The sequence below is a fragment of the uncultured Microbulbifer sp. genome (assembly GCF_947498635.1).
GTDB classification, from domain to species: domain Bacteria; phylum Pseudomonadota; class Gammaproteobacteria; order Pseudomonadales; family Cellvibrionaceae; genus Microbulbifer; species Microbulbifer echini.
In genome coordinates this window covers 62,652-76,528 of record NZ_CANMKV010000004.1, presented here as the reverse complement: position 1 = coordinate 76,528, position 13,877 = coordinate 62,652, and the positions used below count along the sequence as shown (strand labels likewise).

The 13,877-nt window shown below is 51.8% G+C and carries 11 protein-coding genes; 4 read left to right on the top strand and 7 right to left on the bottom strand.

The features are described from left to right. Positions 1 to 17 precede the first annotated feature (17 nt). The gene (gene pabB, locus Q1A69_RS03280) at positions 18 to 1,349 is read left to right on the top strand and encodes an aminodeoxychorismate synthase component I (protein WP_299581066.1); all 1,332 of its coding nucleotides are present in this window, start codon (positions 18 to 20) and stop codon (positions 1,347 to 1,349) included. 180 nt (positions 1,350 to 1,529) lie between these two features. Then, positions 1,530 to 1,826: a hypothetical protein gene (locus tag Q1A69_RS03275; RefSeq protein WP_299581064.1), complete on the top strand. Its 297-nt coding sequence runs from the start codon at positions 1,530 to 1,532 to the stop codon at positions 1,824 to 1,826. Positions 1,827 to 1,846: 20 nt separating this feature from the next. Here Q1A69_RS03275 and cysB read toward each other — a convergent pair whose 3' ends face one another. The 4 genes from cysB to Q1A69_RS03255 form a co-directional block, all read right to left on the bottom strand. Then, positions 1,847 to 2,818: an HTH-type transcriptional regulator CysB gene (gene cysB, locus Q1A69_RS03270; RefSeq protein ID WP_299581061.1), complete on the bottom strand. Its 972-nt coding sequence runs from the start codon at positions 2,816 to 2,818 to the stop codon at positions 1,847 to 1,849. A gap of 205 nt (positions 2,819 to 3,023) precedes the next feature. Beyond that, entirely contained in the window at positions 3,024 to 3,926 is a 903-nt protein-coding gene (locus Q1A69_RS03265) for a 5'-nucleotidase (protein ID WP_299581058.1), read from the bottom strand. Beyond that, positions 3,926 to 4,636 carry a TetR/AcrR family transcriptional regulator gene (locus Q1A69_RS03260; RefSeq protein ID WP_299581055.1) on the bottom strand — a complete coding sequence of 237 codons (711 nt, stop codon included), beginning with the start codon at positions 4,634 to 4,636 and terminating at the stop codon, positions 3,926 to 3,928. Before Q1A69_RS03260 ends, Q1A69_RS03265 begins: the two co-directional genes overlap by 1 nt. A gap of 57 nt (positions 4,637 to 4,693) precedes the next feature. Further along, positions 4,694 to 5,983, bottom strand: a complete 1,290-nt coding sequence (locus tag Q1A69_RS03255) for an FAD-binding oxidoreductase (RefSeq protein WP_299581052.1) — start codon at positions 5,981 to 5,983, stop codon at positions 4,694 to 4,696. 303 nt (positions 5,984 to 6,286) lie between these two features. Here Q1A69_RS03255 and Q1A69_RS03250 point away from each other — a divergent pair, with 303 nt between their 5' ends. Together Q1A69_RS03250 and Q1A69_RS03245 are read left to right on the top strand one after the other, a co-directional pair. Next, complete coding sequence (locus Q1A69_RS03250; protein ID WP_299581049.1) at positions 6,287 to 7,621, top strand: glutamine synthetase family protein; 1,335 nt, start codon at positions 6,287 to 6,289, stop codon at positions 7,619 to 7,621. Positions 7,622 to 8,055: 434 nt separating this feature from the next. After that, positions 8,056 to 10,188 (top strand): pre-peptidase C-terminal domain-containing protein, encoded by a 2,133-nt coding sequence (locus tag Q1A69_RS03245; RefSeq protein ID WP_299581046.1) that lies wholly within the window; start codon positions 8,056 to 8,058, stop codon positions 10,186 to 10,188. 123 nt (positions 10,189 to 10,311) lie between these two features. Here Q1A69_RS03245 and Q1A69_RS03240 read toward each other — a convergent pair whose 3' ends face one another. The 3 genes from Q1A69_RS03240 to Q1A69_RS03230 form a co-directional block, all read right to left on the bottom strand. After that, positions 10,312 to 11,970, bottom strand: a complete 1,659-nt coding sequence (locus Q1A69_RS03240) for an AGCS family amino acid carrier protein (protein ID WP_299581043.1) — start codon at positions 11,968 to 11,970, stop codon at positions 10,312 to 10,314. 108 nt (positions 11,971 to 12,078) lie between these two features. Further along, the gene (locus tag Q1A69_RS03235; protein WP_299581040.1) at positions 12,079 to 13,104 is read right to left on the bottom strand and encodes a D-cysteine desulfhydrase family protein; all 1,026 of its coding nucleotides are present in this window, start codon (positions 13,102 to 13,104) and stop codon (positions 12,079 to 12,081) included. A 77-nt stretch (positions 13,105 to 13,181) separates the two neighbouring features. After that, on the bottom strand, positions 13,182 to 13,772 hold the full coding sequence (locus tag Q1A69_RS03230; protein ID WP_299581037.1) for an OsmC family protein: 591 nt from the start codon (positions 13,770 to 13,772) through the stop codon (positions 13,182 to 13,184). Positions 13,773 to 13,877 lie beyond the last annotated feature (105 nt).

Here is a 13,877-nt window from a genome sequence, read left to right as displayed (position 1 = left end):
GACTGCCGTGTTTTGATATGCAAATAGTCTCCCTACCCTACTCACTCAACTCAGCAGCAGCTTTCCAGGCGGTAGCGGATCTACCCGCACCGGTCTGGCTCGATAGCGGCCGCCCACTCAGCAGTGGCGGGCGCTACGACATAATCAGCGCCGACCCCCTCAGCACCCTGGCGTTGACCGCTAACAGTCCAGAGCCCTTCTCCCAACTGGATGATCTAACCTGCGAGCTCTGCCCGCAGGAACGGGATTCTCAGCTTCCCTTTTGTGGTGGGGTCATTGGTTTTGCAGGCTATGAGTTGGGCGGAGAAGGTAACTACCTGTCAGCCGACACCCGCGCGACAGATCTGCCCGCGGGTTTCTTTGGCCTCTACAGCTGGGCATTTATCGCCGACCACCAACTGGGCAGTAGCCATCTGGTGTTCCATCCGGCCTGTCCGCCCCGGCAAGTTCGAGAACTTATCGACCGTTTTAAAGCGGTGCAGTGGGAACGTTCGCTGACACCTAAGGCTTTTCGCCTGTTGGCCCCGTTTGCCCACGAACTCGACGCAAGAGACTACCGGAAGCGTATCGAGCGCATCCTCGAATACATTGCGGCTGGGGATGTGTACCAGGCAAACTTCACTCAGCGCTTCAGCGCGCCCTATGAGGGGGACCTTTTTAGTGTTTACCTCGCGCTGCGCCAGCGGGTTGCGGGCCCCTTTTCTGCTTATATGGAACTGCCCCAAGGCAGCCTCTTGAGCTTATCGCCAGAGCGCTTTATCCGCGCCGATGCCGACAGCTTGCGCACCGAGCCCATTAAAGGCACCGCTGCCCGGGTATCCGATCCAATAGAAGACCAGCGCGCCGCATTTACTTTGCAGAAAAGCCCAAAAGATCGCGCGGAAAACCTGATGATTGTCGACCTGCTTCGCAATGACTTCAGCAAACTGTGCCGCAGTGGCAGCGTGCGGGTGCCTGAACTATTTCAACTGGCCAGCTTTGCCAATGTTCACCACCTGGTGAGTGTCGTGACCGGCGAGATACACGGGGACGCCTCCTACAGTGATCTCCTAGCGGCCTGTTTTCCCGGTGGCTCAATTACCGGGGCCCCCAAGCGCCGTTCGATGGAAGTGATCCGCGAATTGGAGAGCAGCCCCAGGGGTATTTATTGTGGCAGTATCGGTTATATCAGCAGCTGCGGCCGCGCCGACACCAATATCGCCATTCGCACGTTCAGTGCCAGTAACGGCCGTATGACCTGCGCAGCAGGAGGCGGTATCGTCGCCGACTCCGACCCCGCGGCAGAATACAACGAGTGCCTGGCCAAAGTACGCCTGCTGCTGGAAACTGCCGAGCAATTCCTGCACTGATCAACTCACTCGCCGGAATCTATCTTCAAGTTACCTTTCTGGCGGGTATTTCTGTAGTCTCACTACAGCTTTTTAGTTATAGATCTATCTAGGATTGATATTTCAAAGTTATTAGGCCATCTGATAGATTCAATGCCACTAGTGCTGATCTCAGCACTTATTCGGATCAAGGAATTTATCGTGAAGATCACACTGGTCAAAAAAGTACTCGCCGATGGCTCCCCCTGCGCCAAGTGCCGCGACGTGCAGGAAAAGCTGGAAGAAAACGCTCAGCTCAAGTTTATCGACCAGACCCTGATAGCCGATGTGCGCGACCCGCAAAGTGCCGGTATGCAAGTTGCGCAACAGTTTGATGTGCAGCGAGCGCCGTTTTTTGTGGTTGAGCGTGAAGGGCAGGAAGCGGAAATTTATACTGTCTACTTCAAATTCGCCAAAGAAGTTTTGCGGCCACTGGCACAGCAAGTAGAGGCTTCATAGCCTCTACCCGCCGGCCCACCTTAATAAACAGGCAGCTCTGTTTCAGCAAATAGCGCATCCACCTCCGCTCTGGAATTCGCGTGTGCAGCCTGATCTACCAGCTCTCGGGTGAGGTGCGGGGCAAACTGCTGGATAAATTCGTACATAAAGCCACGCAGAAAAATTCCCTTACGGAAGCCAATCTTGGTCACACTGGGCTCAAAGAGATTGCTGGCATCGAGCGCCACCAGATCTTCATCCTCGCCATCCACCGCCATATCCGCCACGATACCTATACCGAGCCCCAGACGAACATAGGTTTTAATGACGTCCGCGTCTGCCGCGGTAAACACCACTTTTGGTGAGAGCCCCCTTTCCAGGAAAGCCTCATCCAGTTTTGAGCGGCCAGTAAAACCGAACACGTAAGTTACAATCGGGTATTTCGCGACCTCTTCCAGGTCCAGTTTACTGACATGACAGAGGGGATGATCCTTCGGTACCAGCACGCAGCGATTCCAGCGATAGACCGGCATCATCACCAGGTCACTGAAAAGCTCCAGCGCCTCAGTGGCGATAGCAAAATCCGCAGTGCCATCCGCCGCCATCTCCGAGATTTGCATGGGCGTCCCCTGATGCATATGCAGGGATACATCCGGGTAGCGAGACATAAATAACTTGATCACCGGCGGCAGTGCATAGCGCGCCTGGGTATGGGTGGTGGCAACCGCGAGACTACCTTTTTTATCGTTGCTAAACTCCTGCGCGACCTGCTTGATGTTTTCCACCTTGCGCATAATTTCGCCAGCGGTCTTAAGAATGGCTTCACCGGCGGGCGTCACACGAGTGAGATGTTTGCCACTGCGGGCAAAGATTTCTACTCCCAGCTCATCCTCAAGCAGCCGAATTTGCTTGCTGATACCCGGCTGGGAGGTATAGAGGCTCTGCGCAGTAGCAGAAACGTTGAGATCGTGATGTGCCACTTCCCAGATATATCGCAACTGCTGCAGCTTCATAAGTCCTCCCTTTAGTATCAATCACCCCGCCTCAGGACGAGTGCAACTCTGACAGATAAATTGTTAGTTATAAAAAACATCTTGAGTTATGCGAGAAAAGAATAGCAGCCAATTGAAGTCGGGGCCAACGGACAGACGAATATCCGGTGATGAGCCCCAGGTGTCAATCGACTTTGGGGATAAAGCTACCTACCTGGGGTCCGGATTAAGCCTCACTATTGGCAATACCGTGAGGTACATGGCCTGTAGCCACATGCTCGGCAGCAGAGGCGCAGTGCGCCGGCTGGTCGTCAAAGAAAACATCTGCGCCAAAGGCCCGCAGGAACTCTCCCTTCGGCAAGCCACCCAGGAAAACGGATTCATCCACGCGGATATCCCAGGCGCGCAGAGTGCGAATAACCCGCTCGTGTGCCGGTGCAGATCGGGCTGTTACCAGTGCGGTGCGGATCGGGCAGCCCTGCAGACCGAACTCTGCCTGCAATTTTTGCAGGGCCTCAAGAAACCCTTTGAACGGCCCGCCACCAAGTGGCATCTGGGCGGAGGCCCGCTCAGCCTCAGTGAAGGCGGCAAGCCCATCCCGCTTGTAAACCTGCTCGGCTTCATCCGAAAAGATCACCGCATCACCATCGAAGGCAAAACGTAAAACATCGTCGCGATGCTCGCGATGGCCACCCGCCACCAGAGTAGCCGCAGCAACCCCCTGCTCCAGAGCGCGCCGCACATCCACCCCATCGGTCGACAGAAACAAATTGCAACCAAAAGGGGCGATATAACGGTAGGGACTTTCGCCATTGCAAAAAGCAGCCCGGGTAATATCCAGGCCATAGTGCTCAATAGAATTAAATACCCGCAGGCCTGTATCGGCACTATTCCGCGAAAGCAGGATAACTTCGACTCTGGGCTCCCCCCCAAGCTGAGAGTTGATCTTTAAGAATTTCTCTACCAAGTGGAAGGCATCGCCCTTCTGTAAAATATCATTCTCCCGCTCTACCTGGTAACGGGAAAAAGCCTGCAACCCCTGCTCTTCAAAAACCTGATGGCTGTCTTTCAGGTTGAACAGGGCCCGTGAGGAAATGGCAATTACCAGCTTATCCGGTCGGGCGCTCATCAGGGGGCCTCCACATCGCTGAGCCCTTCGGGACTACTATCACTGCGCCTGTTACTGAGCAAGGTGAGCAGCATCCGCTGCAGGTCTTGGCGGGTACGATAAGCCCGAATTTCCGCCTGATTGACAACAACCAGCAACAGTGCGTGGCACGTTTCCAAGGTGAGTCTGCCAAGACGATTCAGTTCATTGGCCGGACAGGCAAAGCCAAGGCGCCGGAAGATATCCACCAAGTGCCCGATCACCAATTCATCGTGGCATTCATCCAGCTCATGCAGCTCGGGAATCCCCCACATGGCCTGTACCAGCGGCAACAAACCGCACTGTTCACGGTACACAGACAGCAGGCGCCCGGTAAGCGCCTCGATAAAAGCCTCAAGTGCCATGCCTTCAAGGTTGAGCTCGGCCAATTCACGCATCACCGTATTGATACTGGCAAGCCATTGCTCACCCATTGCGTAGAGAATCGCATGCTTATTGGGGAAGTAGTGATAGAGGGAACCCACCGAAATATCGAGCTTTCGCGCAATCAGAATAGTGGTCAGATCATTGAGACCCACCTCTTCGAGGAGGCGCCCGGTGACATCGAGAATCTGCCGTGCCCGAGCCCGTGCACGGGCCTGTACTGGTTCACGGCGAGGGGAGAGCTGACTTTTACGTTTTTGCTGTTCGGCGTTGGACAAGATCGGGTTCCCAATTGCAACTCTGGGCATATTACCACCAAACCAGCTATCTATTTCAGCTCAGAATAGGACTCCGAAGAAGTCCAATCAGTGCCCAAACCTATCGAGCAGGCTGTGGTACAGCATCCCCAGCACCAACCCCGGCCAACGCAGTAGTGTGCCCCCAGGAAATGTATCGGTCGGGATCCTCGCCATAATATCGAAGCGCTCCTCAGTCCCTGCAATCACTTCCGCAAGCAACTTGCCGGCAAAGGTGGCCGTCGGCACCCCATGGCCAGAATAACCCTGGCTGTAGTAGATATTGGGCTCCAATCTCCCCATATGCGGCATGCGATTCATAGTGATGGCCAGAGTGCCTCCCCAACCATAATCAATGCGGGTCTTTTCCAGCTGCGGATACACTTTCAGCATATTTTTTCGCACAAACTTGCGGATATCGGCGGGAAAGCGGGTCGTATAATTTTCTCCACCACCAAAAATCAGGCGGTTATCACCAGAGAGTTTCCAGTAATTGATGACAAAGAGCGTGTCCTGAACCGCGTAATCATTAGCGATCAGTTTCTGCGCAAAGGGTTCGGACAAGGGCTCAGTTGCCAGGACAAAGTTATTAATCGGCATAATTTTACCGGCTAAGCGGGGCTCGAGATTTCCGAGGTAGCCGTTGCAAGCCAATACAATATTGCGTGCCTTCACCCGCCCCCTGGCTGTTTCAACACTACAGGGGCGCCCACTCCGATATCCCGTTACCCGGCTTTGCTCAAAAAGCGCAACCCCGGCGCCAGCACAGGCGGCCGCCAGCCCCAGGCCGTAGTTCAGGGGATGCAAATGTAGTGAACCGCTGTCAATTTGCCCTCCCAGGTATCGCCGGGTACCCACAAGGCCACCCACTTCCTGCTCATCCGCATAACGCACACCAGAGTAACCATAACGCTCCCGGAGTAGCTCGGCTTCCTCGCGCAGATAATTGTCATGACTAGGCTTGGCGGCAAGGTGCATTATGCCGCGCTTCAAGTCGCAATTTATTTGGTATTTACCGATTAATTGCTCAACCAGTTGCACCGCCTCAAGACTGAACTGCCAAAGCCTTTTAGCAATATCGAGCCCGAACATTTCTTCCAGCTCACTCTGGCAGCGCCGCTGCCCTACACCCACATGCCCCCCATTGCGTCCAGAGGCTCCCCAAGCCGCTCGTTCCGCCTCCAATACAGCTACCTTGTAACCTCGTTCAGCTAAGTGCAACGCCGTAGAGAGACCAGTATAGCCAGCCCCAATCACGCAAACATCCGCCTCCTTATCCCCCTCTAACTGGGGGTACAAAGATTGTAAATTGGCACTCGCGGAATAATAGGAATTTGTATACCCAGGTATGGTATTCATTGATATAGCCCTTTAAGGCGTTGAGCCGGTCGGGGATTCAGACAAAGAATGCTCAAGCCCCGAGAATTGTCGAATGGTAATTCGCTTTTACCCCCTATTCCAGATCCTAGTCCAGCACTCCTTTCACAGTCCCTTTCAAAACCGTTTTCAGACACACTTAAGCAACCCCACAACCTGGGCCTACCAAGGCACTGCCCAACTCCCAACTACCCAGCTACCCAGCTACCCAGCTACCGCAACTGAGAGAGTCAGGCATATACTGGAGCAACCTTTAGATTGGATCACACTAGGTAAAACAACCGAATGGACAAGATTACAAATTGGCTCGCCGAGCATGATATTGCCGAGGTGGAGTGCTTGGTACCAGATATGTCGGGCAACGCCAGGGGTAAATTTACCCCCACGGACAAGTTTCTCACCCAGGATAGCCGCCTGCCCGAGAGCATCCTTGTACAAACCGTCACCGGTGATTTTGTCGATGAACACAATGAGCTAGTAGATCCTGCCGATACCGATATGTTATTGGTACCCGATCCCGATTCTGTTCGACTTAACCCCTGGGCCAATGATCCCACTGCTCAAATTATTCATGATTGTTATACCCGCGATGGTCAACCTCATCCGATTAGCACGCGGAATATTCTCAAATTTGTTTTGGAAAAATACAAAGCGCAAGGATGGAAACCGGTTGTCGCTCCAGAAGTGGAATTCTACCTGGTCAAACGCAACCTGGATCCGGATGAAAAGCTCTCAGCGCCCGTAGGAAGATCCGGCCGTACAGAAAAAACCAGACAATCCTATAGCATTGATGCCGCCAATGAATACGAACCTATTATCGACGACATGTATAATTTTTGTGAGGCGCAGGGCCTGGATGTCGATACCCTGATTCATGAGTCAGGGACCGCACAGATGGAAATAAATTTCCTTCACGGGGATCCATTACATCTCGCCGATCAGGTTTTTACTTTTAAACGCACAGTCCGTGAAACTGCCCTTCGCCACGGCATCTATGCCACCTTTATGGCCAAACCCATGGAAGATGAGCCGGGCAGCGCACTGCACTTACACCAAAGTATTGTCGATATAAAAACCGGAAAAAATATTTTTGTCGACAGTCACGGCAAAGAAAACGATACCTTCCTAAATTTTATTGGCGGCATGCAGGAGTACACCCCTGGATTTATTAGCTTTCTAGCCCCAAACGTAAATTCCTACCGGCGCTTCACTCCGGAAATGGCGGCCCCTACCAGCTTGCACTGGGGCTATGACAATCGCACCACAGGACTTAGAGTTCCGGACAGTTCACCACAAGGAAAAAGACTGGAAAACCGTTTTCCCGGCGCCGACTGTAACCCCTACCTCGCCATTGCCGCCTCTCTCGCCTGCGGTTATCTGGGTATGATTAATAAAGTGGCACCCAGCGCACCTTATCAGGGCGACTGCTCCAAAGAAGCGATCACTCTCCCACGCACACAGGAACACGCGCTCAATCTTTTAACCGAGTGTGAAGCCGCTGCAGAAATGTTTGGCAAAAAATTCGTAAAAGCATGGAGTGCAATCAAGCGTGATGAGTACGAAGAATTTAACCGAGTCATCAGCTCCTGGGAGCGGGAATATCTTCTTCTTAACGTGTAGATATTCCCAAGAAAAAAAATTGAGACTTTTATGAAAAATGGTAATTGACTGGCGCACCCCCCATTTATCAGGTTTATTTACGCGCTATCATTTGGATTCTCCGGCAGGATATTATTTGCTGAATTGTGACTACCCATGCAAAAATATTGAAAAGAATTCAAATATATGAGTTTGTCATCACCTTTTTGTTGCCACTAAGCGCATGCAAGGTAATCTCAGGTTGCCCGGAAATTTTGGGCAACCGGTTTGAGAAAGCGGACGTCAATGCCATTTTATGGCCCCACCACTGATGCCCGGCCTTCTTCTGCTGTCTTACCACCCATAAAGACCGTTTGCATCGAACTGCCGAAGTATTCAGTGATTTCTATATTCACTGTTTTCGGTTGGCGGTGCTCGGCAACTAATAAAAAAGTTATATAAAGGGAAAGCTAGCAATGAAGCATTTCGTAGGAATTACCTGCACTTTAGCCATGGCTATCAGTGCTCAGGCCGCCGACCGTGTCCCAGCCACCCCAGATATGCTCTCGCCTCAGACATTAAGTACTGTTGCCGGATCTGATATGGCCCTGGTAAAGGTTCGTGAGCGTACTCTTGGAAGTGGCAAAACTGTCGCCCGTTATCAACAAACCCACAAGGGCATTCCTGTGTGGGGGCAATCCGTAACCAGCTCAGGTCAGGGTCTTATTACCGAAGTACGCGGCAACATTCTCACCGGCCTTGAACTCGAAGTACCCACCGTGCGCGCATCTATCGATGCAAAAAATGCAATAGATCGCGCAATGAATCACCAGGTAACCCTACGCGCCCAGCAGGGTGTTATGCAGGGCGCACTTTCACTGCCGGTTCTTAAACTGGAAGCCAAAAACCAGAAGAAAGAACTCTATGTCTACATCAATGATCAAGATGAAGCTCGCCTCGCCTATCTGGTGAACTGGGTTGAGTATGGTGACGAGCCCAAGCGCCCCTTCTACTTCATTGATGCTATGACCGGTGAGGTGATCAAGCATTGGGATGGCCTTACCTTCCAAGATGCACAGGGCCCAGGCGGCAACCAGAAAACCGGGCGCTATGAATACGGTATCGACTTCCCATCGATGGAAGTGGATAGTAATTGCCGTATGGATACCACCAACGTCGAAACCGTTGACTTGAATCACGCTACCAGTGGTGGCAGCGTTCACTCATTCACCTGCCCGTACAATGACCACAAAGAAATCAACGGCGCTTACTCTCCGTTGAACGACGCCCACTTCTTTGGCGGTGTGGTCTTCGATATGTTCAGTGATTGGTACAACACCTCACCACTCACCCAGAAGCTGCGTCTACGAGTTCACTACAGCAACAACTATGAAAATGCCTTCTGGGACGGCAGCCAGATGACCTTCGGGGATGGCCGCAACACCTTCTACCCCCTGGTTAGCCTGGATGTGACCGCACACGAAGTCAGCCACGGTTTTACGGAGCAGAATTCCGGGCTTGAATACACTAGACAATATGGTGGCATCAACGAGTCCTTCTCGGACATCTCTGGTGAAGCTGCTGAATATTATATGACTGGTAGTAATGACTGGCTGGTGGGCTCCCAGATTTTCAAATCCAACGGCGCCCTACGTTACTTTGCGGATCCCACCCAAGACGGTAGCTCTATCGGTCATGCGGACGATTACTATGACGGCATGGACGTACACTATAGCTCCGGGGTTTACAATCGTGCCTTCTATCTTCTCGCCAATACCAACGGCTGGAATACTCGCACGGCGTTTGACGCTTTCGTTCTCGCCAATCAGATGTACTGGCAAGCACAAACTGAATATGACGATGGGGCCTGTGGTGTGATTTCTGCAGCAGAAGATCTCGGATATAACTCTGCCGATGTCACTGCCGCTTTCGATACCGTCGGTGTTACCTGTGATGACACCCCACCCCCACCCCCCGGTGCACTAGACAACGGTGTACCAGTAAGCGGCTTATCTGGCGGCTCCGGCGATGAGTTACTCTATACTCTGGACGTTACAGCCGATGCGACCGATCTGAAATTTGAGATGTCCGGAGGCACCGGCGACGCAGACCTCTACGTGCGTTTTGGCTCAGCTCCAACAAGCTCCACTTATGACTGTCGTCCATTCAGCGGTGGAAATAATGAAGTCTGTGAAATCGCCGATGGGGATGTTCAAGCTGGCACCTACTATGTCATGGTGCGCGGCTACAGCTCCTTCTCTGGCGTCAGCTTGGTAGGCAGCTTCACTGAGGGTGATGGCGGCGGCAATCCCGATGGCTGGGAAGAAACCGACGTATCCGGCTCTACAGATAGCTGGAACCACTACACTTTGGTTGTCGATAGTGGCATGTCATCCCTGAGCGTCAACATGCAGGGTGGCAGCGGCGACGGAGACCTCTACGTACGCTACGGTTCAACCCCGACTCGCAACAACTGGGACTGCCGCCCTTATAAATGGGGCAATGAGGAGAGCTGCAGCATCAGCAACCCCCAGGCAGGTACTTGGCACATCAGCATCCGTGGCTACTCCTCCTACTCCGGTATTACTCTCAGCGCTCAAGCACAATAAGCTGTTTTGCTAAGCGCATAGATAACCTGAGTCAGCAGACACACCAGCTGACCCAGGCATCAAAAAAGGCAGCCAATTGGCTGCCTTTTTTGTTTTTGCCACGGGGCGTTTGGTGAACCCCTGTTATTTATGGCTGGGATCCTTCCAGTAATCCTTCACCGAGTCCTTCATTTCTTTAGCCAATATCGTAATACCAAACAGGTTAGGTAGCGTCATAATCACGATGGCTACGGCGGACAGGTTCCAAATCACGGTTGTATCCTCAATCGCCGCCCAGAAAAAAGCTATCACATACACGATCCTATAAGGCATCACCGCTTTGGGGCCAAACAGGTAAATCATGGAGCGGTCACCATAGTAAGACCAGGCAATCGCAGTTGAGAAAGCAAACAGAAGAATACCAAGGGTCACGATCAACCCGCCGTATTCACCAAAGTAGCCACGCTGGAATGCTTTATTCGTCAGCGCCACAGAGTGAACCAAGGATTTACCCCAAATTTCCACTTTTTCGTTGGCAAACTTCCCATCTACAACATTGAGAACACCGCTAAATTCATCCTCTCCAACTTTAAAATTCAGATCCTCAGCAATAGAGCGAGCATGGATCAGGGTAAAGTCCTGGACATTGAGCGGCTGTCCATCCGTGACCACCACTGAACCGTTATAGGGCTTCACATCACTGGGCTGACTGCTCAGGTAGTTAAACAACTGCTTAACTTCCTCCGGATTACTTTCTTCGTAACGCCCTTCGACGACATAAGTGTCCGCACCTTCAAATAAGTTCTCGTGCTTCTCACTCCAAACACCAGAAGACAAGATCACCAAGCCAGTTAAGGTACAAATAATGATGGTATCGATAAATGGTTCGAGCAGAGAGACCATCCCCTCTGAAACCGGCTCATCGGCACGCGCGGCGGCGTGGGCAATAGGCGCGGAACCTTGGCCCGCTTCATTCGAGAAGAGCCCTCTATTCACACCGCGGTTAAAAGCATAGGCAAAGCTGGCACCCAGGAAGCCACCAACCGCGGCACTACCAGAAAAGGCATCGCGGAACACAGCAGCAAAAGATGGAAGAATATTCTCGTAGTTATAGATGATCACACCTAAGGCACCAACCACATAAATCAATGCCATAGTGGGAACAATTGTGGAGGTTACCTTGGCGATCCGAGTGATCCCACCAATGATGACCATACCCAGCAGTATTGCGAGCACACCACCGGTAAGCGCTTTCTCAATACCAAAGGAATCATGCATTGCCTGGGCAATATTGTTTACCTGAGGGAGGCTTCCAGTACCAAAGGAACAGATCACTGTGGCAATGGCAAATAGCACCGCCAACCATTTCATATTGAGGCGGCGCTCCATATAGAACATGGGGCCACCGGCATAGTAGCCGTCTGCTGCCTTGATACGGTACTTGTGTGAAAGTGTGACCTCAACAAACTTGGTTGTCATACCAAGGAAGGCGGTCATCCACATCCAGAAAAGCGCGGCTGGGCCGCCCAGGAAGATAGCAAGACCCACACCACCAATGTTACCGGTACCCACAGTCCCGGAAAGAGCCGTGGCCAATGCCTGGAAGTGAGAAGTATCACCGGGGTCACTGGGTTTATCGTATTTACCCTGAACAATCTTGATTGCATGTCCAAAGTAGCGGATTTGTGGAAACCCTAAATAGATAGTGAAAAAGAAACCTACCCCGAGCAACACCCAGGGGAACCAAGGCGCTGAACCGAGCACACCGTCCAATGACAGTAGTAGCTGATTAAAGGAATCCAAACTAACCCCCCACTTCTCTGATCTAATTCTGATTGTTTTATATACAGCAGTAGCCGCAATTTGTTGCGCAGGTTAGCAGCTTCCGCAGCACTAGAACAGTAATGGGGCCTAAACCCCGCTAAATGAGAAATTGTCACGATGGGGAAACAAAGCGAATTGCCCTCCCGAATGCACAAATACCAAGTTGCTACAGCCCGAATAACGGCCCTTGCCAAGTTCCTGTAAAAGCCCATGGAACGCTTTACCGGTATAGACCGGGTCCAATAAAAGTCCCTCGAGATTCGCCACCTTATTTATTGTTTGATAGACCTCTGGGCCCGCCTCCCCATACCCTGGCCCCATATAGTTCGCATTAACATTAATTGTAAGGGATGCCAAATCAACACTGCATTCCGTAAGGTCCACCCAGTGGCGAATATCTTCGCGAACCTTGTTCTGAAAGTATGCTGCATTGTCACACACTGCATATCCAGTAACCCTGCTTTCTACCTCAAGCAACTGGCAGCCTAATGTCAACCCGGCCTGGGTTCCTCCGCTGCCAGTCGCACAAACTATATGATCGGGCACAAAGCCCTGGGCACGGCAATCCTGCATTAACTCCATTGAGGCGGCCAGATAACCCCAAATGCCCAGACCATCACTGGCTCCGGTGGGTATGCAAAATGCACGGCGCCCCAGCGCAGTGTAACGCTCACGCCAATGAGTAAAAATCCGGCCCAAATTTCCAGTGTATTCCGAAGGTGGGTAGATAGTTACATCTGCACCAGCAAGGTGATCCAACAGCAGGTTTCCATCTATCGCAGCATCTCGCTCACCGCGTAACAATAGATGAACCTTAAATCCCAGACGCGCTCCGACAAGCGCTGTGGTGCGACAGTGATTGGACTGAACACCCCCGCAAGTGATGAGGGTATCGCACTCCTGACCAAGTGCTTCAGCCGCAACAAACTCAAGTTTGCGCAATTTATTGCCGGACATCCCAGACTCTGTCAGATCATCCCTTTTCACCCATATCCTCGGCCCACCATAAGGAAAAGAGTGGCGCTCACTGATTCGATCAAGAGGCTGCAGAGGCGTGGGAAGGTGAGCCAGGCGTAAGCGACTGGGCAAAGGGATTGGCAAGCTTTCAGACACAGAAAACTCCACTTAGAATAGCGGGATTAGAGTTTGGGAACCCTGCCTAACTGACACTTTCCAGAAATAAGTGACCTCTAGGGCTTGTTGTAAACTAATGTCATCTTAACGGGAACAGCATTCATCGCAGTTTGCAGCCCCATACAGGCAGCCTGGCAAACAGACATCATTTTCTCAACCACTTCCCTAGGCTCATCAGATTTTATAAAGACAACAGTATCTATCCCCTCACAAATACCCCTATGAGGCGCCTCTACAACTTCTTGCATCTTGTAAACCGCAGCCTTGAAACGCATCTGCTGCTCAACTTGAACACTTTCAATGTTGAGTTTTGTCTGGTCGATATAGATAGATAGATGACTAAGAAAACAAAAAGCGATGCCCGCTGACAGGTAATCCAGTGGCGCCGGTGCGCTATCTTTACCTCCAATGATAGTGCCCTCGTCACACAGTAATTCAAAAGCCCCACACCCCGGCACGTTGGCCTGGACCGTAGCAGTTTTCAGGAATCCCTCCCCCAAAGTAGCCTCAGCAGAGAGGTTTACTTGAAAATGAAAGCCGCCCTCTTTCCTATCCGGGATGCCCACTTGAATTTTTGATAGTCCAGGAAGGGCCTTTACTTTTCTGACAATAGCGGCCCCCGGCTTATCTTGACTACTGTTTGGCATAGGTATTTCCTATAAGTTTTCCTACACCAATAAACCTAGAACATCGCCTATAAAAATCAAACTGGCAAATACGAGAAAGCCCGGCGACTGCCGGGCTCTCAAGTG